Source organism: Pseudactinotalea suaedae (assembly GCF_009733815.1).
Lineage (GTDB): Bacteria > Actinomycetota > Actinomycetes > Actinomycetales > Beutenbergiaceae > Pseudactinotalea > Pseudactinotalea suaedae.
On sequence record NZ_WNXY01000007.1, the window covers coordinates 143,621 to 168,621 of the forward strand.

Genomic DNA, 25,001 nt, shown 5'->3' on the forward strand with positions numbered 1-25,001 from the left:
GCCGAGACCGAGGACCATGACGACGCTCACCGAACCGCCCACGACCCTGCTCGAGACGAGCCGGGCCACCTCCCCTGCGCGCCGGACGGAGCGGTTCGGCGTCCACCTGGAGGGCGACGGCGTCGACGTCGTGGTCAGCGCCCCGTTCGCCGACGCGGTGTGGCTGTGCCTGCTCGAGCAGGCGGGCGAGGGGTGGGCGGAGCGACGGGTCGCGCTGATGCCGCGCCTGCACGGACGCTGGCACGCGCACGTCCCGGGGGTCGGGGCCGGGCAGCGGTACGGCTTCCGGGTCGAGGGTCCGTGGGACCCTGCCCACGGCATGCGGCACAACCCCGCGAAGCTGCTGCTGGACCCGTACGCGCGCGGCATCGCCGGCACGGTGGAGCTGCGGGGCGAGATCTACGGGCACCCGGTCGACGACGACCTCTCGCCGTTGCCCGTCGACGAGCCGGACGGTCGCGACAGCGCACCGTTCGTGGCCCACGGCGTGGTGCTCGAGGACCGCCCAGGCGCAGGTGCTGCGAACCGGCCCGCCACCACCTGGAGCCGGACCGTGGTCTACGAGGCCCACGTGCGTGGGCTGACGCTGCAGCTGCCGGGCGTGCCCGAGCACCTGCGTGGCACCTATGCGGGGCTCGCGCACCCCGCGGCCATCGAGCACCTGCGCAGCATCGGGGTGACCAGCATCGAGCTGCTGCCGATCCACGCGAAGATGACCGAGCCGGCGCTGCAGCAGCGCGGCGTCGTGAACCACTGGGGCTACAACACGCTGTCGTTCTTCGCGCCCGAGCCGTCCTACGCCACGCAGGCCGCCCAGGAGGCCGGACCGGCCGCCGTCCTCGACGAGGTCAAGGGGATGGTGCAGCTGCTGCACGAGGCCGGGCTGGAGGTGCTCCTCGACGTCGTCTACAACCACACGTGCGAGGGCGGCATCGACGGGCCGACGCTGTCCTGGCGCGGCCTCGACGACTTCGGGTACTACCTGCGCGACGGGTCGGCGGTGGCGCGCTACCTCGACGTCACGGGGTGCGGGAACTCCCTCGACTTCCGCAACCACCGCGCGATCCAGCTGACGCTCGACTCGCTGCGGTACTGGGTGCAGCAGGTCGGCGTCGACGGGTTCCGGTTCGACCTGATGACGACGCTCGCGAGGCGCGCCGACCGGGTGGACATGGAGCACCCGCTGCTGGTGGCGCTCGCGAGCGACCCGGTGCTCAGCGGCGTCAAGCTGATCGCCGAGCCCTGGGACCTCGGGCCGCACGGCTGGCAGACCGGCAACTTCCCGCCGCCGCTGAGCGAGTGGAACGACCGGTACCGCGACTGCGCACGCACGTTCTGGCTCACGGACGCGGCTGCCATCGCGCGCGGCGGGCAGGGCCACGACCTGCGCGACCTCGCCACCCGGCTGGCCGGCTCGGCCGACATGTTCGCCCACACCGACGTGCCGGGCGGGCGCGGTCCGGTCGCGTCGGTGAACTTCGTGACGGCCCACGACGGCTTCACGCTCGCCGACCTGACGGCCTACGACGTCAAGCACAACCACGCCAACGGCGAGGACAACCGCGACGGCTCCGACCACAACCGCTCGTGGAACCACGGCGTCGAGGGGACCACCGACGACCCGGCGATCCGCGCGGCTCGACGACGCTCGCAGCGGAACCTGCTCGGGATGCTGTTCGTCTCGGCGGGGACGCCGATGCTGACCGCCGGAGACGAGGTCGCCCGCACCCAGCAGGGCAACAACAACGCCTACTGCGCCGCCGTCGACGGCAGCGACGACCGCAGGTTGTCGATCGACTGGGAGCTGTCGGAGTCCCAGCGCGACCAGCTGGCCACCGTGCAGCACCTCGCGGCGCTGCGGCGCGAGCACGTGGTGCTGCGACCGTGGCGCTTCCGCCGCCCCGACGAGTCCCGCTCCGGCCGCCCGACCCTGATGTGGTTCGACGAGACCGGCGAACCGATGCACCTCGACGTCTGGCACGACCCCCACCGCCGCATCCTGGTGAAGTACCGCGTGAGCCCGGCCCTCGACGACCGGAACCTGCTGGTCGTGGTCAACGGCGCCGGCAACGACGTGGCGGTCACCGTCCCCACCCTCGACGAGCGGTTCGAGCTGGTCTGGGACTCGGCGTGGGAACGACCTGCGGACGGTGAGCCGGACGTCGTCGACGGCGGCGACACCACGACCGTGGCCGCGATGAGCATGCGGGTCTACCTCAGCCTCTGACCGCCGTCTTCTGGTGCCTCGCCGGGGTTCCGATCCCGGGGCGCGGCGGCTCGTGCAGGCCTACAGTGGCCCTACCTCCTGCGACCGCTGGGAAGCCTGCGGTCGCAGGCCCGACGAGCACGAAGGAGCACAGCATGTCGAGCACACCTACGCCTCCGGTCGTCCCCGTTCCCGATGATGACGACGAGCCCGCCGACACCCTGGTGGACGTGGGCGACGGCGACGACCGCCAGCTGGACCCCGACTTGAACGACGACATGGTCGACAGCGCCGAGGCCGACCGCCGCGCCGCCACCGAGGGCGAGGCCGAGGGCTCCGCCGAGCTGTAGCCGGACCGGCCACCACACCGGCTCAGGGCTGCGCGCGACCTCGCGCAGCCCTGAGCGCCGCCCGCCACGCGCCGATAGGGTGCGGGACCATGGCAGACACCGACGTCGTCGTCATCGGAGCGGGCCTGTCGGGCCTCGTCACCGCGACCGAGCTGGTCGCCCGCGGCAGAAAGGTGACGCTGCTGGACGCCGAACCAGCCGCGTCCCTGGGCGGGCAGGCGTGGTGGTCGTTCGGAGGGCTGCTGCTGATCGACTCACCGGAGCAGCGCCGCCTCGGGGTCAAGGACTCCGCCGATCTCGCGCTCGCCGACTGGCTCGCCTCCGCGAGCTTCGTCGAGGGCGCCGACCGCGGCGAGGGTCCCGACCGCCACGGGTACGCGTGGGCCCGTGCGTACATCGAGCTGGCGGCGGGTGAGCTCCGGCCCTGGCTGCGCGCCAAGGGGGTGCGCTGGTTCCCGCTGGTGCAGTGGGCCGAGCGGGGCGGCCACGACGGCTACGGGCGCGGCAACACCGTCCCCCGCTTCCACGTGACCTGGGGCACGGGTCCGGCCGTCCTGGAGCCGTTCGTCCGGGCCGCGCGCGACGCCCGCGCCGCCGGGACGCTCGACGTGCGGTTCCGGCGCCGGGTCAGCGAGATCGTCCTCACCGACGGCACGGTCACCGGCGTCCGCGCCGACGTCCTCGCGCACGCCCCCTCCGGTCGCAGCCGGCCCAGCAGCCGCGAGGTGGTGGGCAGCGAGGAGATCGCGGCGGACGCCGTCGTCGTCGCGACCGGCGGCATCGGCGCGAACCATGAGCTGGTGCGGGCGCTGTGGCCCGCGGGCGCCGGCCGGCTCCCGGTCGACCTGCTCGCCGGGGTCCCGGACGGCACCGACGGCAGCGGCATCGAGCTGGCGGCGGCGGCCGGAGCCGACGTGGTGCACACGGCCCGGATGTGGCACTACCCCGAGGGGCTGCCGATGGACCCTCCCGTGTGGAGCAGGCACGGCGTGCGCATCCTGCCGGGTCCGAGCTCGCTGTGGCTCGACGCCGAGGGCCACCGGCTCCCCGCGCCGCTGTTCCCGGGCTTCGACGCGTTGGGCGCGCTCACCTACCTCACCGCTCGTGGCCACGAGCACTCCTGGTTCGTGCTGAACAAGGCGATCATGGCCAAGGAGTTCGCGTTCTCCGGCTCGGACATGAACCCCGACCTCACCGGCAGGAGCGTGCGTCAGCTCCTCAAGCGGGTCACCGGAGGCGCGACCCCGGTGATGAGGTTCTCGACGGCGTCGCCCGACTTCGTCTGGGCCGACGACGTGGCGTCCCTCGCGGCGGGGATGAACGCCTTGACCGGAACCGCGCACATCTCGACCACCGCTCTGGCGAGCGTCATCGAGGCGCGCGACGCCGCCGTCGTGAACGGCGGTGACGCCCAGCTGGAGGAGGTGCGCAAGGCGCGCAGCTACGTCGTCGACAAGCGGATGCGGGTCGCCGAGCCGGCACCGCTGACCAGGCCCGAGGACGGCCCGCTGCTCGCGGTGCGGCTACGGGCGCTGACGCGCAAGACCCTCGGTGGCCTGCACACCGACACGACCGGGCGGGTGCTGCGTCCCGACGGCGGCGTGCTGCCGGGCCTGTGGGCGGTCGGCGAGGCCGCCGGGTTCGGCGGTGGCGGCATCCATGGGGAGCGTGCCCTGGAGGGCACGTTCCTGGGCGCCTGCCTGCTGACCGGCAGGGTGGTCGGGCGGACGATCTGACGCCCCGGATCAGGCGGCGCGGTGCTCCTGCTCCAGGCCACGCCGGCTGACCGTGGCCAGGGCGGGAATCTCCGAGTCGGGTCTCAGGGTCACGTTCGGGCGCACCCGCGCCCCGGCTCCGACGACCGTGCGGCTCCCGAGCCGCGCACGCGCGCCGACGATCGCGTCCCGCTCCACGTGGACCGCGGTCGCCAGGTACGCGCCGGTCTCGATCCGCGCGCCCGACTCGATCCAGCACCCGGCACCGAGCCGGGCGCCGGCGGCGATCCTGGCGCCGGGGTCGACCCAGGCGGTCTCCTCGACACGGGCGGACGGGTCGACGTCGGCACGCATGGCGACCATGCCGCCGCCGTTGTCGTGCCGCCGGTACCGGATCACCGCACCGTTGTCGAGCTCGAGCTCCTCGTACTTCTTCTTCCTCATCAACACCCCTTGTTCTCTACATGACATAACGCACGAGACCCCTCCAGGATTCCCGAGACCGGCGGTCCCAGGTCGAGCCTGCACACCCCTCGGTACCCAGTCGGCGGGCATCGCAGTCCCGTGGGCGCGACGACCGTGATGCCGGGTGCACGGCAGCGCCTCCCATCGTCAGTAACCTCGTCCGGTGACCACCGACGTATTCGACGACGACGCGCCCGACTTCGAGCCCAGCGGGATCTCCGACCGATCGCTGCTGACGGCGCAGCTCCGCAGCGCCGAGATCGAGCGACAGATCGCCACCGACCCCTCGACGTTCCGCGTGCTGACCGGCGACCGGCCCACCGGCCGGCTCCACCTGGGCCACTACCTGGCCACGCTGTCGAACCGGGTCCGGCTGCAGGACCTGGGCGTCGAGACGATGATCCTCGTCGCCGACTACCAGGTGATCACCGACAGGGACGACATCTCCTCGATCGCCGATCGGGTGCGGGAGGTCGTCACCGACTACCTCGCCATCGGCATCGACCCCGCCCGGTCCACGATCTTCGCGCACTCGGCCGTGCCGGCGCTCAACCAGCTGATGCTCCCGTTCCTCAGCCTGGTGACCGACTCCGAGCTCCGACGCAACCCCACCGTCAAGGCCGAGCACGAGGCCACGGGCGGGCGCCCCATGAGCGGGTTGCTGCTGACCTACCCGGTGCACCAGGCCGCGGACATCCTGTTCTGCAAGGCGAACCTGGTCCCGGTCGGCAAGGACCAGCTGCCGCACCTGGAGCAGACGCGCGTGGTGGCGCGCCGCTTCAACGAGCGGTACGCGGGCGGGCAGCAGGTCTTCCCCTCCCCCGACGCCCTGCTCTCGGAGTCGGTCAACGTGCTCGGTGTCGACGGCACCAAGATGAGCAAGTCAAAGCGGAACACGATCGACCTCGCGATGACCGCGGACGAGACGGCCAAGCAGCTCAAGCGCGCGGTCACCGACTCCGACCGCAACATCACCTACGACCCCGAGCGCCGCCCCGAGGTGGCGAGCCTGCTGCTGATCGCGGCGACGCTGTCCGGGCGCGACCCCGCCGAGATCGCCGCCGAGATCGGCGACGGCGGTGGTGGCGGCCTCAAGAAGCTCGTCACCGAGGTCGTCAACGAGCACCTGCGCCCGATCCGCGAGCGGCGGCGCGAGCTCGAGGCCGACCCGGGGCACGTGGCACGGATCCTCGCCGAGGGCAACGCCCGCGCGAACGAGATCGCCGACGCCACGCTCACCGAGGTCCGCGAGGCGATGGGGATGGTCTACACCTCCTCCTGAGCGGGCTCAGACCTGCGCCGCTGCCAGACCGAGGTCGGCGACGAGCAGCTCGAACGCCTCCTCGAAGCCGCCCGTGCTGCGCAGCCGCAGCAAGGCGGAGGGGTGCGCCGTCAGCACGAGTGGTGGCGCGTCGTCGGCTCCGTCGATCAGCCGGCCTCGCTCCGCGGTCACCCGGACCGGCCGACCGAGCAGCGCACGGCCGGCCGACGCGCCGAGGGCCACGACCACCCGCGGGCGGACAGCCTCCAGCTCCGCCTCGAGCCAGGGATGGCAGGCCTCGATGTGCGCGACGCCCGGCTTCTTGTGGATGCGGCGCGGGCCGCGCTGGTCGAAGCGGAAGTGCTTGACGGCGTTGGTCAGGTAGGTCTGGTCGCGGTCGACCCCGGCTGCGTCCAGCGCGTCGTCGAGCACCCTGCCGGCCGGTCCCACGAACGGCTCGCCCTCGAGGTCCTCCCGATCTCCCGGCTGCTCCCCGACGAGCATGATCGCGGCGGTGGACGCGCCGTCGCCGAACACCACCTGCGTCGCGTCCTCCCAGAGCTCGCACCCTCGGCACGCGGGCGCAGCCCGCTGGAGCGCAGAAAGCGTGCGCTTGGCCGGAAGCCAAGGTGCGGCGTCGGTCATTCCCCGACGTTACGCCCTCAGGTGGTTCCCCACGACAACCCCGTCGACCAGGCGGTTCCGCCCGGTCACGGCACGCTTGACGCGCGAAAGGTCCTTCTCGACACGGAGTGCGGCGCGAGATGCCGACGTCCGCCCACCTGTCCACAGGTGCGGGCCGATGCACTCTCATCCACATCACCGTGAGCACGGCGAGCGACACGCGGCCGTGGCACGGTGTGCTCGACCGATGCGAACCATCATCGTCCCGCAGTCGTTGCTCGACCTCGCCAGCGAGCAGGCTGGCTTGGTGTCGACCACACAGTGCGAACAAGCGGGCGTCGGCAGCGGCACGCGCACCCGTCTGGTCCAGAATGGTCGCTGGAGGCGGCCGACGCAAGGCGTCTACTGGGTGCCGGGCGTCGTCAAGGCGCCGACGAGCACGAGCGAGAAGTGGTCCCTGTCGCACCGACGTCAGGTGATCAGGACGCTGCTCTCCGCACCGAATGACGCGATACCGGTGAGCTTGACCGCGCTCGCTGTCCACAACGTCTGGGGCCTGCCCGCGCATCTCGGATGCGAGGTCGTCTACGGTGCCGGCCGTCATGCCAGGGGCTCACGGGGTATTCGAGTCCGCCAGTTCCGGGCGACCTTCGAGACCACGACCGTCGGAGGGCTGGTGGTCCCGACCGTCAGGAGTGCGCTGGTGCAAGCCCTGCCCGAGGTCGGCCGTGATCTGGCCGTCGTCCTTGTCGACAACGCCCTCAACCGCATGATGATCAGCGAGCACGAGCTCGAGCTGATTCGGCAGGGCGTGAGGGGCAGGCGCGGAGCGGCCCACCTGCACCGAGTCTGGCCCTTGATCGACGGTCGCTCGGAGTCGCCGATCGAGACTCGAGCACGGCTGGAGTGCGTCGACTCCGGGATCCCGGCCGACGATCTCCAGGTGGAGCAGTTCGACGAGAACGGCCGATTCCTCGGCCGAGGCGATCTCGGATGGCGCCGCCGCAACGGCAGCTGGGTCCTCGTGGAGATGGATGGCATCGAGGTCCATTCGCAGGCGCGAGCAGTCTCGAGCGACCGCCGGCGGCAGAACGGCATCGCCTCGCGGTCGCGGGAGACGACGCTGCTCCGCTACCTCGCCGAGGATCTCGGCACCGGCGTCATCGTCCGCGACGTCCGCGAGGCCCTGTCGGTCTAGACGTCGGGCCGACCAGGCGCTTCCACCCGCTCACGCCGCCCATACCGGCCAGAACCACCTGCTCGGCCCCTCGGTGCAGCCAGAACCACCTGCTCGGCCCCTCGGTGCAGCCAGAACCACCTGCTCGGCCGCTCGGTGCAGCCAGAACCACCTGGTCGGTCAGGCGCTCGCCACCAGTCCGAGCTCGGTCGGCGCCGCGAGGCCCTCGTGCTTGGGCACGACCCGGACGGCGTAACCGAAGGGCCCGGACTGGCCCAGCGTGAACGACCGGGCGAACTGGTGGCGCCCGCCCTCGTAGGTGTCGGTCAGCTCGAGCGAGGCGGTGCCGAAGTCGGCGATCTCGTCGTTGTCCGCGACGAGCCCGTAGTTCATCTGCACCTCGACGTCCGCCGGGGTCAGGTCACCGAGCGAGACGAATGCCTTCACCGTCACGTGGTCGCCCACCTTGACGGCGTCGTGGAGCCCTTCGGACTCGACGTGGTCCACACGGACCGACGGCCACGCCGACCGCACCCGCTGCTTCCAGCCGGCCAGCTCGACCGCACCCGCGTGACCTGAGCCGGCCGCGCTCCGGTAGGACAGGGCCGTCGGCGCGTAGAGCTGCTCGACGTAGTCGCGGACCATGCGCGTGGCCTGGACCTTCGGGCCGAGCGTCGCGAGCGTGTGCCGCACGTTCTCCAGCCAGTGCGCGGGCAGCCCGGTGTCGTCGCGGTCGTAGAACCGCGGTGCCACGGTGTTCTCGATCAGGTCGTACAGAGCCGCGGCCTCGAGGTCGTCGCGGCGCTCGCCGTCCTCGACGCCGTCGGCGGTGGGGATCGCCCAGCCGTTCTGCCCGTCGTACATCTCGTCCCACCACCCGTCGAGGATCGACAGGTTGAGGGAGCCGTTGAGCGCAGCCTTCATGCCGGACGTGCCGCAGGCCTCGAGCGGACGCAGCGGGTTGTTCAGCCACACGTCCGTGCCGGGGTAGAGCGTCTGGGCCATCTCGATGTCGTAGTTCGGCAGGAACACGATCCGGGTGCGGACCTCCGGGTCGTCGGCGAACTGCACCAGCTTCTGGATCAGCCGGATGCCCTGCTCGTCGGCCGGGTGCGACTTGCCCGCGACCACGATCTGGATCGGGCGCTCGGGGTCGGTCAGCAGCTTCTTCAGCCGGTCCTGGTCGCGCAGCATCAGCGTCAGCCGCTTGTAGGTCGGCACCCGCCGCGCGAACCCGATCGTCAGCACGTCGGGGTGGAGGACGTCCTCGACCCATCCCAGCTCGGCCGGCGAGGCGCCGCGCCGCAGCCACGACGCGCGCACCCGCTTGCGCGCATCCGCCACCAGCCGCGAGCGCATCAGGCCGCGGAGCCCCCAGAGCGTCTCGTTCGACATGCCGTTCTCGGTCTTGAGCCAGCCGGTGCCGTCGGCGATCTCCTCGGCGCTGAAGTGCTCGGCCTGTGCCTCGGCGAACACGGGGTCGACCCACGTCGGCGAGTGCACGCCGTTGGTGACCGAGGAGATCGGCACCTCGGAGGTGTCGAAGCCCGGCCACAGCTGGGCGAACATGCCGCGCGAGACCTGGCCGTGGAGCCGGGCCACACCGTTGGCCTTCTTGGCCATCCGCAGCCCCATCACGGCCATGTTGAAGATGCCTTCGGCACCGCCGGGGTAGTCCTCCGCGCCCAGGGCGAGCACGCGCTCGACCGGGATGCCGGGGAGCTCGGCGGCCCCTCCGAAGTACTGCGCCACGAGACCGGCGTCGAACCGGTCGATGCCCGCGGGGACCGGCGTGTGCGTGGTGAACACCGTGCCGGCACGCACCGCCTCGATCGCGGCGTCGAACGAGAGGCCCTCGGCGGCGCTGCCCTCGATGAGCTCGCGAACCCGCTCGACGCCGAGGAAGCCGGCGTGGCCCTCGTTGCAGTGGTAGACCTCGGGCGCCGGGCCGCCGGTGAGCCGGGCATGCAGCCGCAGCGCCCGGACGCCGCCCATCCCGAGCAGCAGCTCCTGCTGCAGTCGGTGCTCGCTGGTGCCGCCGTAGAGCCGATCGGTGACGCGGCGCATGCCGTCGTCGTTCTCGGGCACGTTGGAGTCGAGCAGCAGCAGCGCCACCCGCCCGACATCCGCCCGCCACACCTGGGCGTGCAGCTGGGCACCGCCGGCCAGTCCGAGCGTGACGCGCGCCGGTGTGCCATCGGCTTCCCGCAGCAGCGTCAGCGGCAGGTTGTCGGGATCCAGCAGCGGGTAGGTCTCTGCCTGCCAGCCGTCACGCGTGAGGGCCTGCCGGAAGTAGCCGGCGCCGTACAGCAGCCCCACCCCGATGATCGGCGCACCGAGGTCGGAGGCGCTCTTGAGGTGGTCGCCCGCGAGGATGCCGAGGCCGCCGGAGTACTGCGGCAGCGCTGCGGTGATGCCGAACTCCGCCGAGAAGTACGCGATCGCACGAGGAAGCTCGGGCTCACCCGCCTCGGCACGGCGCTGCGTCTCGCGCTGGTACCAGCGCGGCTCACGCAGATAGGTCTCGAGATCGGCGGCGAGACCCTGGACGCGAGCCACGAAGTCGCCGTCGGCCGCCAGCTGGGCGAGACGCTCGGAGGTGAGCGCGCCGAGGAGCTTGACCGGGTCGCCGTGCACGTGCTCCCACAGCCCGGGGTCGATGGAGGCGAACATCTCGCGGGTGGGCGCGTGCCACGACCACCTCAGGTTGAGGGCGAGGTCGTCGAGGACGCTCAACGCCTCGGGCAGCACGGTCCTGACGGTGAATCTGCGGATGGCTCTCACGGCCCGGAGTGTATCCAGGCAAGATGGCCGCGCTGTTTCGCAGCGCTTCCGTCTGGGGGAGATCCGCGCGAGCCGGTGCCCTCGCTCGGGGGACATCCGCCCGAGCGGCCCACCAGGCCGGCGGGTTCTCGGTAGGTTCGTGACGTGACCGAGCACACTCCCCTGCCCACCCCGTACGCGCCCATCGGCCGGATCCCCGTCGTGGAGGTCGGCCCCCTCGCCGAGGGCGGTCGCTGGCCCACCAAGGCCGTCGTCGACGAGGTCGTGCCCGTGCGCGCGACCGTGTTCCGGGAGGGGCACGACGCCGTCGGTGCCACCGCCGTGCTCGTCGCGCCCGACGGGACCGACCACACCAGGGTCCGGATGCGCGACATCGCCCCGGGTCTCGACACCTTTTTCGCGGAGGTCGTCCCCGACGCCGAAGGGCTCTGGGGCTTCCGTGTCGAGGGCTGGTCCGACCCCTACGGCACCTGGGAGCACGACGCGACCATCAAGATCCACGCCGGTGTCGACGTCGAGCTGATGCTGGCCGAGGGCGCGCTCGTCCTCGAGCGCGCAGCCCGCACGCAGGAGGCGCTCGGCACGCTCACCCAGGCCCAGCGCGCGGTCCTGCTCGACGCCGTCACGGCGCTGCGTGACTTCTCCCGCCCGGCGGGCGCTCGCCTCGCGGCCGGCACCTCCCCGGAGGTCAGGGCCGTGCTGGACGCGGCACCGCTGCGGGACGCGGTGTCCGCGAGCGCCACCTACCCGCTGCGGGTGCACCGCAAGCGCGCCCTATTCGGTGCCTGGTACGAGTTCTTCCCGCGGTCGGAGGGTGCGGTCAAGGACCCGGAGACCAGCACCTGGACGTCGGGCAACCTGCGCACCGCTGCCGAGCGGCTGCCGGGCATCGCCGCGATGGGTTTCGACATCGCCTACCTGACGCCGATCCACCCGATCGGCACCACCAATCGCAAGGGTCGCAACAACACCCTCACCGCGCTGCCGGGCGACCCGGGGTCCCCGTACGGGATCGGGTCGGCCGAGGGCGGGCACGACGCGATCCACCCCGATCTCGGCACGGTCGAGGACCTCGACGCCTTCGTCGCGAAGGCCCAGCAGCTCGGGCTGGAGGTGGCGCTGGACATCGCGCTGCAGGCCTCCCCCGACCACCCGTGGGTCAGCGCGCACCCCGAGTGGTTCACCACCCGCGCGGACGGCACGATCGCCTACGCCGAGAACCCGCCGAAGAAGTACCAGGACATCTACCCGCTCAACTTCGACAACGACCCCGAAGGCATCTACGTCGCGATCCGCGACATGCTCGAGCACTGGGTCGAGCACGGGATCACCGCGTTCCGGGTCGACAACCCGCACACCAAGCCGCTGACGTTCTGGGAGCGGCTGCTGCGTGAGTTCGACGAGGCGCACCCGGAGGTCATCTTCCTGTCGGAGGCCTTCACCAAGCCGGCGATGATGCGCACGCTGGCCACGATCGGGTTCCACCAGTCCTACACCTACTACGCGTGGCGCAACACGGCCGCCGAGCTGGGCGAGTACCTGCAGGAGATCTCGGGCGACCTGGGTGCGGTGATGCGCCCCAGCTTCTGGCCCACGACCCACGACATCCTCACCCCGTACATGCAGCAGGGCGGCGTCCCCGCGTTCGCCATCCGGGCGATCATCGCCGCGACGGCGGTGCCCACCTGGGGCGTCTACGCCGGTTACGAGCTGGCGGAGTCGGTCGCCCGGCCCGGCGCCGAGGAGCAGATCGACAACGAGAAGTACGAGTACAAGCCACGCGACTGGGAGGAGGCGGCGCAGCGCCTCGGGCTCACCACCCTGCTGACCCGCCTCAACGAGATCCGGCGCGAGCACCCCGCGCTGCAGCAGCTGCGCAACCTCACCGTGCACGGCTGCTCCGACGACCAGGTCCTGTGCTTCTCCAAGCGCCTGGCTCCCGAGCACGCGCACGACGGCGTGGGCGAGACGGTGATCGTGTGCGTCACGACGGACCCGTACGCGACCCGGCAGGGGCACCTGCAGCTGGACATGGCCGCGCTCGGCCTGGCGGAGGACGAGGAGTTCGTCGCGCACGACGTGCTGTCGGGCCAGACCTTCGGCTGGGGCGCGAACCCGTTCGTGCGGCTCGACCCGCACGGCAGCGCCGCCCACGTCGTCGTCATCGAGCAGCGCTGAGGTGCCGCAGGCAGGTCCGGCGACCCCGGACGGGCCCGTAGGCTGGTCATCACCATCGAGCGAGGAGGTTGCTGTGACCGACGCACCAAGCTCGGGAGCGACCCGGGCCGCCGACCCGATCCCGGTTCCGCAGGAGTTGCTCGCCGCCGTGGGTCAGGGCGTCCACTTCGCCCCGCACGAGGTCCTCGGTCCGCACGCGCACGGCGGGTCGGTGACCATCCGCGCCGTGCGTCACGGCGCCGACTCGGTCACCGTGGTCACGGCCCAGGGCCGGATCCCGGCCCGGCACGAGCACGAGGGCGTCTGGGTCGCCGTCGTGCCGTCGGAGGAGGTACCCGACTACCGGCTCGAGGTGACCTACGGCGACCGCACCGACGAGGTCGACGACGGCTACCGCTACCTGCCCACGCTCGGTGAGGTCGATCAGCACCTCATCAACGAGGGCCGCCACGAGGAGCTGTGGACCGTGCTCGGCGCGCACGTGCGGCGCTACCCGACCGGTTTCGGCGAGGTCACCGGGACCTCGTTCGCCGTGTGGGCGCCCAACGCGCGCGCGGTCCGCGTGGTCGGCGACTTCAACGGCTGGGACGGCCGTGGCACGGCGATGCGCTCACTCGGCGGCAGCGGCATCTGGGAGGTGTTCGTGCCGCACGTCGGTGACGGCACCCGGTACAAGTTCGAGATCATCACGCCCGACGGCGCGGCCCGCACCAAGGCGGACCCGATGGCACGTGCGACGGAGGTCCCGCCGGCCACGGCCTCGGTGGTGACCGAGAGCACCCACGTGTGGACGGACGAGGCGTGGATGGAGCAGCGGCAACGGAACGACGTCCGCGATGTCCACGGGGGCCCGATGAGCATCTACGAGGTGCACCTCGCGTCGTGGCGGCAAGGGCTGTCCTACCGCGAGCTGGCCCGCGAGCTGGTCGAGTACGTCACGTGGATGGGCTTCACCCACGTGGAGCTGCTGCCGGTCGCCGAGCACCCCTTCGGAGGCTCGTGGGGCTACCAGGTGACCTCCTACTACGCCCCGACGTCGAGGTTCGGCTCTCCCGACGACTTCCGCCACCTCGTCGACGCGCTGCACAACGCCGGGATCGGCGTCATCCTCGACTGGGTGCCCGCGCACTTCCCCAAGGACTCCTGGGCGCTCGCGCAGTTCGACGGCAGCGCCCTCTACGAGGACCCCGACCCGATGCGCGGCGAGCAGCGTGACTGGGGCACGTACGTCTTCAACTACGGCCGCAACGAGGTGCGGAACTTCCTCGTCGCGAACGCCGTGTACTGGCTGAGCGAGTTCCACATCGACGGCCTGCGCGTCGACGCCGTCGCGTCCATGCTCTATCTCGACTACTCGCGCCAGCCGGGTCAGTGGCGCCCCAACGTGCGGGGCGGCCGGGAGAACCTCGAGGCGATCCAGTTCCTCCAGGAGACCAACGCGACGGCGTACCGGACCAACCCGGGCATCGTCATGATCGCCGAGGAGTCAACCGCCTTCCCCGGCGTCACTGCCGCGACCTCCGGCGGTGGGCTCGGCTTCGGTCTGAAGTGGAACATGGGCTGGATGAACGACACCCTCCGCTACATGGCGGAGGAGCCGATCAACCGCCGCTACCACCACGGCGAGCTGACGTTCTCGCTGGTCTACGCGTTCTCCGAGCAGTACGTGCTGCCGCTGTCGCACGACGAGGTCGTGCACGGCAAGGGCTCGTTGCTGCGCAAGATGCCCGGCGACCGGTGGCAGCAGCTCGCGGGCCTGCGGGCGCTCTTCGCCTACATGTGGACCCACCCCGGCAAGAACCTGCTGTTCATGGGCAACGAGTTCGGGCAGGACGCCGAGTGGGCCGAGTCCCGCTCGCTCGACTGGTGGCAGGGCGACGTCCCGGAGCACGCCGGCGTGCGGCTGCTGCTGCGCGACCTCAACCGGATCTACACCGCCCACCCGGCGCTGTGGGCGGACGACTTCAGCCACGCGGGCTTCCAGTGGCTCGAGGCAGGCGACGGCGACCACAACACGATCTCCTACCTGCGCCTCGGGCAGGGGCAGGTGGTTGCGGTCGTGGCCAACTTCGCGGGCACCACGCACGAGGGCTACCGGGTGGCGCTGCCGCACGGCGGCGAGTGGGTGGAGCTGCTGAGCACCGACGACGCCACCTACGGCGGCTCCGGCGTGACCAACGGAGGCCGGGTCACCGCGGAGCCGATCCCCTGGGCCGGCCGCACGCACTCGGTCGAGCTACGTGTCCCGCCCCTCGGCGCCGTGATCCTCACCCCCGCCACCTGAGCGATTTCACCGCACTTTCGACGCGGGCACGATTTCACCGCACTTTCGACGAGGCGCGCTTTCACCGCACTCTCGGGCGCGCAGCATCGCCGCGATCCTGACGGCGTGCCGCGCCCGTCGAAAGTGCGGTGAAATCGCTCCTGAGCCGGAGCGGCGATGGGGACTCGCGCCTAGTAGAGGGCGATCGCGAGATCGCGCCGGGCCTTGAGCACGGCAGGGTCGGCGGCATCGGCGAGCAGGAACAGCTCGACGAGCCGGGCGCGCGCCGCCTCCTTGTCGTCTCCGGCGCTCGCCCGGACGGCGGCCAGCAGCCTCGCGTAGGCGGCCGGCGCCTGGCCGGCGCTCACCTCGACGTCGGCCGCGGTCAGCTGCACCGCGACGTCTCCGGGTGCGGCGTCGCGCGCCGCGGTCAGCGCGGCCATGGGGTCGACCCCGTCCAGCCGGGCCATCAGCTGGACCTGCGCGAGCAGCGCCCTGGCCTCGTCGTCGGCGGGGTTCTGCTTGATCGCGAGCTCGAGCCCGGCGACGGCCTCGTCGAACGCACCGGTCTCGATCGCGTCGTAGGCGGCCTGCAGGTGCTCGGGCAGCGGCGGCTCCTCCGGCTCCTCGGCAGGCTCCGGCTCCTCGGCGACGCTGATCGTGCCGGTCACACCGTTCTCGGCGGCGACCCGCAGCAGCTCGTCCAGCACGGCCTGCACCTGCTCCGCCGGGTGCGCACCCTGGAACAGCGGCAGCGGCTGACCCTTGATGATCGCGAACGTGGTGGGGAGCGCCTGCGCACCGACCGCCTGCGCGATCTGGGGGTTGGTGTCGGCGTCGACGCGCGCGAGCTGGAACTTGCCGGCGTAGGTCGCGGCCAGCTGCTGCAGCGTCGCCGAGAGCTGGGTGCTCGCCGCCGAGCGCGCCGAGTACAGGTCCACCACCACCGGCACGGTCATCGAGGTGGTGACGGCCTCCTGGAAGGTCTCGGCCGTGATGTCGACCACGACCCCGTTCGGGGCGCTCGCGCCGCCGCCACCGGGGGTGGGGGCAGGCTTGGAGAGCGCCGAGAGGTCGACGGCGCCGCGCAGGTTGAGGCCGGAAGGAGGCTGGGTCATCGCTGTCCTCGTCGGGGTTCTATTCGGTGGTGACGGCGTCGAGCACGCGCTCGGCGCCGATCACCTGGATGGTGGCGCCATCGGCGGCCGGCGGCACGTAGAACGCCACGGTCAGATAGTAGGAGGCGGTCACCGACGTCTCGACGTCGATGCTCTCCTCCTCGCCCGCGAGCAGCGCGATCTGGCCGCCGACCGACATCTCGGAGTCGTCGACGGTGCGCTCGTAGGTCTGTGTGGAGCGGATCGCGCCGAACACGATCGCACCGCCGTCGGCTGTCCCGAGGCTGACGGGTGCCACGTCGGTGTCCGCGGCGAAGGCCTCCGTGTACTCCCCGGCGTCCTCGACCGACTCGGCGATCGCGATCCGGTCCTCGCTCACGAAGGTGCGGAAGACGTCGGCGGCGAACGTGTCCGCGTAGTCGCTCTCGGTGTCGCTGAGCGCGTCCGCGTACGCGGCGATCGTCTGCGTGGGCGTGAGCACGAGACCCTCGGCCTCGGGAGCGACCTGCGGGCTGCCCTCCGCGGCGACCGCCGTGGCGGGCGTGGTGACCTCGGGCAGCAGCCGCACCCAGGAGAACAGGTGGTACGGGCTGCGCGGGTCGTCCTGCTGCAGGCCGAGCAGCAACGGGGTGTTCATGCCGTCGGCGATCGTCGTGAAGACGAAGATCGTCTTGGGCCACTCCTCGCCGTGGCTGACGGCGATCACCTGCGGGTCGGTCGTCAAGGTCTGCAGCGCCGTCGGGGACTCGCTCTCGGCCGTGGCCTGCGCGAGCAGGTACTCGGCCTCCCGGGTCTGCAGCGCAGGCCCGGTCACACGCGGTGCCAGCAGCGCCGGGTCCTGAGCGGCGTCGGCCGCTGCGAGCGCCTCGCCGACGGCGCCGAGCACCCGGTCGACCCGAGGCTCGTCGAGCGCCGGCTGGGGTCCCTCGGGCGCGGGATCGGCCTCGACCTCGGGCACCGGGATCGCGCAGCCGGCGAGCACGGCGGCCGCCGCCAGGGTCAAGGCCCCGGCGCGCAGCACGCGGTCACGAAGGCGGTGCCTCATCGGTCACCCTCCTTCGGCTCGTCGTCCGGGTCGGTCTGGTCGGGTTCCGCGCTACCGAGCCCCCACGTCTGGCGCCACGACGCGCCCCACTCCTGCGGGTCACCCTCGTCGTCGGGGCGGACGGCGGGGATCTCGTCCGTCTCGCCGGCCGCGGGCACGTCATCGCCGGCCGCGGGCTCGTCGGCGCCGTTCCCGACGACCTCCGCCGCGTGGTCGGCCTGGCCCGCCTGGCCCGTCTGGGTCACCGGCTCGGGTCGGTCCGCCTCGGCAGCCTGCTCGTTCGCAGCCTGCTCGCTCTCCTGGGTCGAGGCAGACTCCGCCGCGACGACGGGCTCCTCGGACCTTCGTGCCGAGCGGCGCCGCCACCAGGACTCGCGCGCCGGGGGCTCCTCGTCCGACGGCGTGGCCTCCGGCGGCTGCACGGCGGCGTGCTCGTCGGTGCGCTCGCCGGCGCCGACCTCGAGGTCGGCCGGCGTGGTGCGGTCGCCCTCGTGCATGAGCGGGCTCGCCGAACCGCTGCGCACCCATGCGTCCAGCTCGCCGGCGTCGTCGGCGGGCTCGTCGACGGCGGCCTCGGGGGCCGCCGCGGGCGCTGCGTGCGCTCCCGGCGCCCGGTCTTCGGCGGGCTCTGCCTCTGCCGGCACGGCCGGGATCGTCTCGGTCTGGTCCCCGACGGCGCCCGCGTCCTGGTCCGCCGCAGCGGCGCTCTCCGGCCGGGCACCACGCCTACGGGCTTCGTCCGCGAGACGGATCTCGCGACGCGTCAGCGGCCGTTCGCCGTCGGTCGCGACGACCGCCGGAACGGCGTCGTCGACGGCGCCCGCAGCGGTCGGTGTCACCGCCGCACGGCGAGCCCGGCGCTTCTCGGCATCGGCGAGCAGCTGCATGACCAGCAGCCCCAGGCCGAGCAGGAGGACCACGCTGCCGAGGATGATGCCGGGCTGCACGAACGGGGTCTCGACCTCACGGTCCCACGTCAGCTCGACCTGGGGCGCGGGCTGGGTGCCGTCGGTGGCGACCAGCATCACCCAGCGGCCAGGGATCGCCGTCCAGGAGTAGGCCAGCTCACCGGTGCCGGTCAGCTCCTCGACCCACAGGTCGGAGCCGGTCGGGTTGGGAACGGTCTCGACCGGCGCGGGCTCCTCCGCGGCCTCGGTCGCGTCCGTCGGGGCGTCGGTGGCGTCGGTGGCGGCGTCGGTCGCCTCCGTGGCCGTCTCGCTCGGGTCGGCGGTCGCGGCGTCGCGGGAGTCGGTGTAGGCCAGGGTCTCCCAGTCGGCCAGTCCCGTGATCTCCCAGTACGGGGCGTCGGCGACCCAGGCCAGGACGTCGCTCTCGCGCGCCATCGCGAGCACGATCGGGCTGTCGGCGGCAGCACCGACGACCCGGACGTCGACGTCGTTGTCGACCGCGTTGAGGACGCCGGGAGCGGTGATCACGACGGGCACGTCCGGGGTCGCCGGCAACGTCAGCGTCACCCGGTCGTCGGGGCGCCAGATCGTGCCGGATGCGATCGCCGCGCCGATCGTGCCCAGTCCGAGCACGATGAGCACGACCGCGAAGATCCGTCTCACCACGAGCTGTTGGTTCCCTGCTCTCGTCGTGACCAACACTTCGCTGGCCGCCGACTAGGGTACGTGACCGTTCTGTGATCATGGGCATCCCGGTCCTCTCGGGACACCCGATCATGCGTCCCCGGCTACGCTTGGGGCGCTTTCCCCCTGGATACACCGAGACGCGTAGGAGCACGACGTGGCTGACGAGACTGCCCAGTTCCCGGTCGTCATGCGCGGCTACGACCGCGCGCAGGTCGACCAGAAGCTCCACGAGCTCAGCCGGCAGGTGGAGGAGGCACGCGCCGCCGCCGCGGCCTCGACAGCCGCCGAGAAGCGGCTCGCCGCCGAGCTGGCGCAGGTCAACGCCAAGCTCGCCGAGATGGAGTCGCCCAGCTACACCGGTCTGGGGGTGCGCGTCGAGCAGCTGCTGCGGTCCGCGGAGGAGCAGTCCGCCGATGTCGTGACCCAGGCCAACAACCAGGCGGCCGACGCGACCAGGAGCGCTCGCGAGGAGGCGGCGGCGCTCACCGAGTCGGCCGAGCGCGAAGCGGCCGAGATCCTGCGCCGAGCGCGCAGCCAGGCCGAGGAGATCGGCTCCGCCGCCAAGCGTGACGCCGATGGCCACCTGACCGACGCCCGCCGCCGCGCCGTCGAGCTCGTCGGCTCGGCCGAGCGTGAGGCCGCCCGCATCCACAGCACCGAGTCCGCGACCCGGGCCGAGAAGCTCGCCGGGCTGGAGCGGCTGCTGGCCGGGCTGCGCACGACCACCGAGCGCGAGGTCGCCGAGCAGCGTGTCGCCGCCGAGCGCGAGGCGCACGCCCTGGTCTCGGACGCCAGGGCGCAGGCCGAGGAGATCATCACCTCGGCCCGCGCGACGGCCACCGAGCTCGTCCGCAACGCCACCGTCGAGGCCGACGGCCTCACCGCGGAGGCCGTGCGACTGCGGCACGACACCGAGCTCGAGCTCGCCCGCGCCCGGGAGGAGACCGAGCGCGAGGCCGCCGAGCGGCACGCGCTCGCCAAGGCCGAGGTCGACAACGTGCTCAGCGAGGCCGCCAAGCACGCGCAAGACGCCGAAGGTCGGCTCGCGACCGCGCTCTCCGCCGCCGAGAAGGTGCGTGCCGAGGCCGAGCGCGAGGCCGACGGCATGCTCGACGAGGCGCGCACCAAGGCCGAGTCCCTGATCGACGAGGGACGTGCCCGGGCCGAGAAGGAACGCGCCGACAGCGCGGCTCAGATCGAGGCCGATCGCGCCACGGCGCAGGCCCAGCTCGACGACCTGCACAGCCAGCGTGAGGGGATCACCGCCTACCTCGACGAGCTCCGAGCCATGCTCGGGCAGATGTCCGGTGCGGCCGGTGCCGTCCTCGGGTCGCTGCCCACGCCGCCGGAGCAGCCGGGTGCCTCCACGCCCGAGGCCGACACCGACACCCAGCCCGAGGGCGAGGTGAGGAGCCCGGAGGAGACGAGCGTCGCCGTCGAGAACCCGACGGCGCCGACGCCCGCCGAAGAGGACCTCCCCGCGCAGGCGCGCCCGTCCGAGGACACGGCGATCATCCCGCCGGCTCGCCGCGAGTGAGCCACCCGGGCGTGACGCGGCGCCTACGCTCGCAGGGTGACTGACAGCGCAGACTGGGCCGCGCAGCGGACGGAGGCGGCCGCCGAGCAGGAGCGACGGCTGCACGCCCGCAAGGCGGTCGAGCACGAGAAGGCGCACGCGATCCTGACCGAGTTCGCTGCGGTCGCGAGGGAGCGGCTGCCCACAGAACGGCTCGTGGTCAGGGGGTACGGAGGGCGCGGCAGCGCACGCAGCGACGTCGAGGGCTGGTACCTTCGCCTGGACGGGACGATCGGGCTGGGGACCGACGGCTCGTTCTACGTGCTCACCGCCCCGCTGAGCGTGCTGGATCGGCTGCGGGGCGTGCAGCTGACCCCGACCCCTCCCCCGCTGGTCATCGGTGCCGGCGGCAAGGACGGCGACTCGATCGAACTCGTCGCGGCCCTGGAGCGGTTGCTGCCCGGCTGGCGGACCTGACCGCTCAGGCGGTCGCGCGCCGGTAGAGGTCGGTGAGCGCGGTCGCGACGGCGTCCGGGTCCTCGATCGCCGTCAGGTGCCCCGCGCCGGCGACCTCGACGACCTCGACACCGAGCGCCTCGGCCATCGCCTCGGCATCCTCCGGAGCCATGAGCACGTCCTCGGCGCCGCGCAGCACGAGCGCGGGGAGCCCGTCCGGGAGCGCGGCCAGCGCCGCGATCCGGTCGGGACGCTCGGCCATCGACCGCTGCGCCCACACCAGACCGGCCAGCGGTGCCTCGCGGAGCTGCTCGCGCAGCTCCTCGACGACGGCGGAGCGCGTCTCACGGGTCGTCTCACCGAGCAGCTTGTCGAGCATCCCCAGCGCCACCTCGCGCTCGCCGCGCTCGATGGCCGTGACCATCTCGAGCCGGGCGGCGCGGGCAGGCTCGGGATCGGCGGACGCCTTGGTGCTGAGCAGGCCGATCCCGGCGAGCAACCCCGGCGCGGCGTCGGCGATGGCCATCGCCACGTAGCCACCCATCGACAGCCCCGCGACGACCGCCTGCTCGACCCCGAGGGCACGGACAGCGCTGACGACCTCGACCGCGAGCTCCTCCAGGCCGGGCGCCCCCGCGGTGGTGCCGCCGAAGCCGGGGGCGTCCACCAGCACGACCGGCACCTCGTCGGGCAACCGCTCCGCGACCGGCTGCCACATCCGCGAGTCCAGCGGGAAGGCGTGCAGCAGCACCAGCGGCACAGCCGTGACGGGCTCGGTGGCGTGGACGGCGATCGTCATCTCATCTCCAGGGCTCGAGCGTGCGTGTCCCACCATAGGCACGGCCAACCACCGACGACACGGGTGGCCGACGTGCTTTGCTGTGCCGATGGGTGACGAGATCGCTGGAACGCGCTTCACACGCGCCGAGCGCACCCGATACCGGGAGAAGGTGCGGCGCTGTCTCGACGTGTTCGAGCAGATGCTGGCCGACGATCACTTCGACGGGACCGCCGGCGTCACGGGCCTGGAGATCGAGCTCAACCTGGTGTCCTCGGCGTTCCAGCCGGCGATGGCGAACGCCGAGGTGCTGGACCGGATCGCCGACCCCGCGTTCCAGACCGAGCTCGGTCGCTACAACATCGAGCTGAACGCTCCGCCGACCACGTTGGCGGGCGACTCCCTCGCCAGCCTGGAGGACTCGCTGAGGTCGTCGCTCAATCGCGCCGAGTCGCTCGCGACCGGGGCCGGTTCGCACATCGTCATGGTCGGGATCCTGCCGACGCTGATGCGCGAGGACCTCGAGGGCGACTGGATGAGCGAGAACGCCCGCTACGAGGCCCTGGAGGATGCGGTGCTCGGTGCGCGCCGCGAGGACATCGAGCTGGACATTTCCGGGCCGGAGTCGTTGCGGATGACGATCGACTCGATCGCACCCGAGTCGGCGTGCACGTCGGTGCAGCTGCACCTGCAGGTGGCGCCGCAGGACTTCGCGGCGCACTGGAACGCCGCCCAGCTCCTAGCGGGACCGCAGCTGGCGCTCGGCGCCAACTCCCCGTTCCTGTTCGGCCGGCGGCTGTGGGCCGAGACGCGGACCGAGCTCTTCATGCAGGCGACCGACACCCGGTCCCCCGAGCTGCGCAACCAGGGGGTGCGGCCCACGGTGTGGTTCGGTGACCGCTGGATCACCTCGATCTTCGACCTGTTCGAGGAGAACGTGCGCTACTTCCCGGCGCTGCTGCCGCAGATCTCCGACGAGGACCCCGAGGCCGTGCTGGCCGCCGGAGGTGCACCCCGGCTGCAGGAGCTGCGCCTGCACAACGGCACCGTGTGGCGCTGGAACCGCCCGGTCTACGACACCGTCGGCGGGGTGCCGCACTGCCGGGTCGAGAACCGGGTGCTGCCGGCAGGGCCGACCGTGGTCGACACCGTCGCGAACGCCGCCTTCTACTACGGCTGCCTCGTGGAGATGGCGCGCGACGACCGGCCCGCCTGGAGCCGGATGTCGTTCGCGACCGCCCGGGCCAACTTCGACGCCGGAGCCCGCCACGGCGTGGAGGCCACGTTCTACTGGCCCGGGTACGGCGAGGTCGGCTGGGACGAGCTGATCCTGCGCGAGCTGCTGCCGCTGGCCCACGCGGGACTGGCGAGGCTGGGGGTCGCCGACGACGTCGCCACCCGGTATCTCGACGTGGTCAAGGCGCGCTGCCAGCTGCGTCGCAACGGCGCGTGGTGGCAGACCGAGGCGGTCGCACGCCTCGAGAACCGTGGGCTCTCGCGCACCGACGCCCTCACCGAGATGACCAGGCTCTACACGCGGTTCATGCACACCAACGAGCCCGTGCACACCTGGGAGCTGCCCTGACCGGTTTCGACCGCTGCAGCCCCGGGGATCCATGGCGGCGACCTGGACCGCCGACGCGGGAGCAGGGTCGAAAGTGCGGTGAAAGCCGGAAGTGGGCGAAAGTGCGTTGAAAGCCCGAAGTGGGCGAAAGTGCGTTGAAATCGAGGGGGGTGGAGGTGGTCAGCGGCGCCAGCACTGGGTGTGCCAGTGCCGGCGGTCCGCCAGGCCAGCCTCCGCGCCGAACAGGTGGTCCTCGTTCCAGGCGACGAGGTGCTGCGCGCCGGGAGCGATGTCACCGCCGCAGCCGGGGCATCGATAGCTCTTGTCGCTGCCGCTGACGGTGCGCACGGTCCACCGCCTCCCCTGCCGGTCGACCTCGGTGCGGGCGGCCCCACGGGTGAACGCCTCGACGTCCAGGGGCACGTGCTCGGCGTTGTAGGGCCGCTTGCGGCTGCGCCTCATCGCGGGTGGACGGGGCCTGGTGCGATCGCGTCGTGGGCGGGCAGCGATCCGGTGGCGATGAGCTGGGCGTACCACCAGCCGGAGTCCTTCACCACGCGCTGCTGGGTGTCGTAGTCGACCCGCACGACGCCGAACCGGCGGTCGTAGCCGTAGCCCCACTCGAAGTTGTCGAGGAGCGACCACACGAAGTAGCCGCGCACGTCGGCACCGTCCTCGCGGGCGCGCCCGACGGCGTCGATGTGGTCGTGCAGGTACTGCGTCCGGTCACGGTCGCGGACCGCGCCGTCCGCGCTGACGACGTCGTGGAACGCGGCACCGTTCTCGGTGATCATCATCGGCACGCCGGGGTGCTCGCGGTGCAGCCGCATCAGCAGGTCGTGCATGCCCTGCGGGTCGATGTTCCAGCCCATCGCGGTGTACGGGCCGGGCTGCTGCACGAACTCCACCTTGCCCTCGGTGCCGACCCACGGCGTCGCGCTGCTGTTGCCGTGGCCGTCGGCCTGCTCGGGCTCGCCCTCGCCGTCGAACGCCCGTACCCGGGTGGTCGAGTAGTAGTTGACGCCCAGCACGTCGAGCCGCTGCGCGATCAGCGCGGTGTCGCCGTCCTGGACGAACGAGAAGTCGCTGACGTGCGCGACGTCGTCGAGCACGTCCTGCGGGTAGCCGGCACCCAGCAGCGGGTCGAGGAAGACCCGGTTGGCGAGCCCGTCGATGCGGCGCACCGCGTCCTGGTCGGCCTCGCTGCTGGGGTCGTCGGGGCGGATCACGTGCAGGTTGAGGGTGATCGACAGCTGCGCGTCCTCACCGAGCTCCTCACGGATCGCTGTCGCCGCGAGCCCGTGCGCGAGGTTGAGGTGGTGCACGGCCGCGAGCGCCGCGGCCGGCTCGGTGCGGCCCGGGGCGTGCACGCCCGAGGCGTAGCCCAGGTAGGCCGAGCACCACGGCTCGTTGAGCGTGGTCCACACGGTGATCGCGTCGCCGAGCTCGCGGGCCATCAGGCGGGCGTACTCCGCGAAGGCGTAGGCGGTCTCGCGGTTGGCCCAGCCGCCCTCGTCCTCCAGCTCCTGCGGCAGGTCCCAGTGGTAGAGGGTGACGACGGGGCGGATGCCCGCCGCCACCAGCGCCTCGACGAGACCGCGGTAGAACGCCACACCCTCGGCGTTGAGCGGCCCCCGGCCGCCGGGCTGCACGCGCGACCAGGAGATCGAGAACCGGTAGGCCTGCAGCCCCAGCTGCTGCATGATCGCGATGTCCTCGGGCCAGCGGTGGTAGTGATCGGCCGCCACGTCTCCGGTGTCCCCGTTGAGCGTCTTGCCCGGCGTGTGGGAGTAGGTGTCCCAGATCGACGGCGTCCGGCCGCCCTCCGCGGCGGCCCCCTCGATCTGGTACGCCGCCGTGGCCGAACCCCACAGGAACGAAGCCGGGAAGCTCCTCGTCATCACGA

At 72.2% G+C, this 25,001-nt stretch carries 19 protein-coding genes and 1 pseudogene; 11 read left to right on the forward strand and 9 right to left on the reverse strand.

Annotated elements, in window-relative coordinates; translation table 11 throughout:
* Nucleotides 1–16 precede the first annotated feature (16 nt).
* The 3 genes from glgX (at nucleotide 17) to GPA04_RS12330 (ending at nucleotide 4,292) form a co-directional block, all read left to right on the forward strand.
* Nucleotides 17–2,227: a glycogen debranching protein GlgX gene (glgX, locus tag GPA04_RS12320; RefSeq protein ID WP_156224450.1), complete on the forward strand. Its 2,211-nt coding sequence runs from the start codon at nucleotides 17–19 to the stop codon at nucleotides 2,225–2,227.
* Nucleotides 2,228–2,361: 134 nt separating this feature from the next.
* Nucleotides 2,362–2,556 carry a hypothetical protein gene (locus tag GPA04_RS12325; RefSeq protein WP_156224452.1) on the forward strand — a complete coding sequence of 65 codons (195 nt, stop codon included), beginning with the start codon at nucleotides 2,362–2,364 and terminating at the stop codon, nucleotides 2,554–2,556.
* An 89-nt stretch (nucleotides 2,557–2,645) separates the two neighbouring features.
* Nucleotides 2,646–4,292 carry an FAD-binding dehydrogenase gene (locus GPA04_RS12330; RefSeq protein WP_156224454.1) on the forward strand — a complete coding sequence of 549 codons (1,647 nt, stop codon included), beginning with the start codon at nucleotides 2,646–2,648 and terminating at the stop codon, nucleotides 4,290–4,292.
* A gap of 9 nt (nucleotides 4,293–4,301) precedes the next feature.
* On the opposite strand, the gene GPA04_RS12335 is transcribed toward GPA04_RS12330, so the two are convergent.
* Nucleotides 4,302–4,715 (reverse strand): transferase, encoded by a 414-nt coding sequence (locus GPA04_RS12335; RefSeq protein WP_156224455.1) that lies wholly within the window; start codon nucleotides 4,713–4,715, stop codon nucleotides 4,302–4,304.
* Between the two features lie 184 nt (nucleotides 4,716–4,899).
* On the opposite strand from GPA04_RS12335, the gene trpS reads away from it, so the two are divergent.
* Nucleotides 4,900–6,018: a tryptophan--tRNA ligase gene (gene trpS, locus GPA04_RS12340; protein WP_194238956.1), complete on the forward strand. Its 1,119-nt coding sequence runs from the start codon at nucleotides 4,900–4,902 to the stop codon at nucleotides 6,016–6,018.
* A 6-nt stretch (nucleotides 6,019–6,024) separates the two neighbouring features.
* Here trpS and GPA04_RS12345 read toward each other — a convergent pair whose 3' ends face one another.
* A complete protein-coding gene (locus tag GPA04_RS12345) occupies nucleotides 6,025–6,642 on the reverse strand; it encodes a UdgX family uracil-DNA binding protein (RefSeq protein WP_156224458.1) in 618 nt (205 codons plus the stop codon).
* 226 nt (nucleotides 6,643–6,868) lie between these two features.
* On the opposite strand from GPA04_RS12345, the pseudogene GPA04_RS21515 reads away from it, so the two are divergent.
* A pseudogene (locus tag GPA04_RS21515) lies at nucleotides 6,869–7,015 on the forward strand (type IV toxin-antitoxin system AbiEi family antitoxin domain-containing protein); the annotation flags it as partial.
* Between the two features lie 282 nt (nucleotides 7,016–7,297).
* Nucleotides 7,298–7,819, forward strand: coding sequence for a hypothetical protein (locus GPA04_RS12350; RefSeq protein ID WP_156224460.1), 522 nt, complete (start codon nucleotides 7,298–7,300; stop codon nucleotides 7,817–7,819).
* A 159-nt stretch (nucleotides 7,820–7,978) separates the two neighbouring features.
* Here the strand turns inward: GPA04_RS12350 and glgP are convergent, their stop codons facing one another.
* Complete coding sequence (gene glgP, locus GPA04_RS12355; protein WP_156224462.1) at nucleotides 7,979–10,582, reverse strand: alpha-glucan family phosphorylase; 2,604 nt, start codon at nucleotides 10,580–10,582, stop codon at nucleotides 7,979–7,981.
* Nucleotides 10,583–10,726: 144 nt separating this feature from the next.
* Here glgP and GPA04_RS12360 point away from each other — a divergent pair, with 144 nt between their 5' ends.
* Nucleotides 10,727–12,760 (forward strand): maltotransferase domain-containing protein, encoded by a 2,034-nt coding sequence (locus GPA04_RS12360; protein ID WP_156224464.1) that lies wholly within the window; start codon nucleotides 10,727–10,729, stop codon nucleotides 12,758–12,760.
* Nucleotides 12,761–12,833: 73 nt separating this feature from the next.
* Complete coding sequence (gene glgB, locus GPA04_RS12365) at nucleotides 12,834–15,044, forward strand: 1,4-alpha-glucan branching protein GlgB (protein ID WP_241680762.1); 2,211 nt, start codon at nucleotides 12,834–12,836, stop codon at nucleotides 15,042–15,044.
* Nucleotides 15,045–15,214: 170 nt separating this feature from the next.
* Here the strand turns inward: glgB and GPA04_RS12370 are convergent, their stop codons facing one another.
* Genes GPA04_RS12370 through GPA04_RS12380 form a run of 3 tightly spaced genes read right to left on the reverse strand, consistent with a single transcriptional unit; the run spans nucleotide 15,215 to nucleotide 18,760 of the window.
* A complete protein-coding gene (locus tag GPA04_RS12370) occupies nucleotides 15,215–16,141 on the reverse strand; it encodes a tetratricopeptide repeat protein (RefSeq protein ID WP_156224468.1) in 927 nt (308 codons plus the stop codon).
* Nucleotides 16,142–16,160: 19 nt separating this feature from the next.
* Entirely contained in the window at nucleotides 16,161–17,186 is a 1,026-nt protein-coding gene (locus GPA04_RS12375) for a DUF8094 domain-containing protein (RefSeq protein WP_156224470.1), read from the reverse strand.
* Nucleotides 17,183–18,760: a hypothetical protein gene (locus GPA04_RS12380; RefSeq protein WP_156224472.1), complete on the reverse strand. Its 1,578-nt coding sequence runs from the start codon at nucleotides 18,758–18,760 to the stop codon at nucleotides 17,183–17,185. Before GPA04_RS12380 ends, GPA04_RS12375 begins: the two co-directional genes overlap by 4 nt.
* 175 nt (nucleotides 18,761–18,935) lie before the next feature.
* Between GPA04_RS12380 and GPA04_RS12385 the strand changes: the two genes are divergently transcribed.
* Nucleotides 18,936–20,318: a coiled-coil domain-containing protein gene (locus GPA04_RS12385; RefSeq protein ID WP_156224474.1), complete on the forward strand. Its 1,383-nt coding sequence runs from the start codon at nucleotides 18,936–18,938 to the stop codon at nucleotides 20,316–20,318.
* A 36-nt stretch (nucleotides 20,319–20,354) separates the two neighbouring features.
* Nucleotides 20,355–20,774 (forward strand): hypothetical protein, encoded by a 420-nt coding sequence (locus GPA04_RS12390; protein ID WP_156224476.1) that lies wholly within the window; start codon nucleotides 20,355–20,357, stop codon nucleotides 20,772–20,774.
* 4 nt (nucleotides 20,775–20,778) lie between these two features.
* On the opposite strand, the gene GPA04_RS12395 is transcribed toward GPA04_RS12390, so the two are convergent.
* Nucleotides 20,779–21,552 carry an alpha/beta fold hydrolase gene (locus GPA04_RS12395; RefSeq protein ID WP_156224478.1) on the reverse strand — a complete coding sequence of 258 codons (774 nt, stop codon included), beginning with the start codon at nucleotides 21,550–21,552 and terminating at the stop codon, nucleotides 20,779–20,781.
* An 88-nt stretch (nucleotides 21,553–21,640) separates the two neighbouring features.
* Between GPA04_RS12395 and GPA04_RS12400 the strand changes: the two genes are divergently transcribed.
* Nucleotides 21,641–23,116, forward strand: a complete 1,476-nt coding sequence (locus GPA04_RS12400; protein WP_156224480.1) for a glutamate-cysteine ligase family protein — start codon at nucleotides 21,641–21,643, stop codon at nucleotides 23,114–23,116.
* A gap of 159 nt (nucleotides 23,117–23,275) precedes the next feature.
* Here GPA04_RS12400 and GPA04_RS12405 read toward each other — a convergent pair whose 3' ends face one another.
* The gene (locus GPA04_RS12405) at nucleotides 23,276–23,557 is read right to left on the reverse strand and encodes an Rv1322 family protein (RefSeq protein ID WP_156224482.1); all 282 of its coding nucleotides are present in this window, start codon (nucleotides 23,555–23,557) and stop codon (nucleotides 23,276–23,278) included.
* Entirely contained in the window at nucleotides 23,554–24,996 is a 1,443-nt protein-coding gene (locus GPA04_RS12410; protein ID WP_156224484.1) for a GH1 family beta-glucosidase, read from the reverse strand. Before GPA04_RS12410 ends, GPA04_RS12405 begins: the two co-directional genes overlap by 4 nt.
* Between the last annotated feature and the right edge of the window lie 5 nt (nucleotides 24,997–25,001).

Coding starts and splice junctions, on each gene's coding strand:
- glgX (WP_156224450.1), top strand. CDS start 17: ATGACGACGCTCACCGAACCGCCCACGACCCTGCTCGAGACGAGCCGG.
- GPA04_RS12325 (WP_156224452.1), top strand. CDS start 2,362: ATGTCGAGCACACCTACGCCTCCGGTCGTCCCCGTTCCCGATGATGAC.
- GPA04_RS12330 (WP_156224454.1), top strand. CDS start 2,646: ATGGCAGACACCGACGTCGTCGTCATCGGAGCGGGCCTGTCGGGCCTC.
- GPA04_RS12335 (WP_156224455.1), bottom strand. CDS start 4,715: ATGAGGAAGAAGAAGTACGAGGAGCTCGAGCTCGACAACGGTGCGGTG.
- GPA04_RS12345 (WP_156224458.1), bottom strand. CDS start 6,642: ATGACCGACGCCGCACCTTGGCTTCCGGCCAAGCGCACGCTTTCTGCG.
- GPA04_RS12370 (WP_156224468.1), bottom strand. CDS start 16,141: ATGACCCAGCCTCCTTCCGGCCTCAACCTGCGCGGCGCCGTCGACCTC.
- GPA04_RS12375 (WP_156224470.1), bottom strand. CDS start 17,186: ATGAGGCACCGCCTTCGTGACCGCGTGCTGCGCGCCGGGGCCTTGACC.
- GPA04_RS12395 (WP_156224478.1), bottom strand. CDS start 21,552: ATGACGATCGCCGTCCACGCCACCGAGCCCGTCACGGCTGTGCCGCTG.
- GPA04_RS12400 (WP_156224480.1), top strand. CDS start 21,641: ATGGGTGACGAGATCGCTGGAACGCGCTTCACACGCGCCGAGCGCACC.
- GPA04_RS12405 (WP_156224482.1), bottom strand. CDS start 23,557: ATGAGGCGCAGCCGCAAGCGGCCCTACAACGCCGAGCACGTGCCCCTG.
- GPA04_RS12410 (WP_156224484.1), bottom strand. CDS start 24,996: ATGACGAGGAGCTTCCCGGCTTCGTTCCTGTGGGGTTCGGCCACGGCG.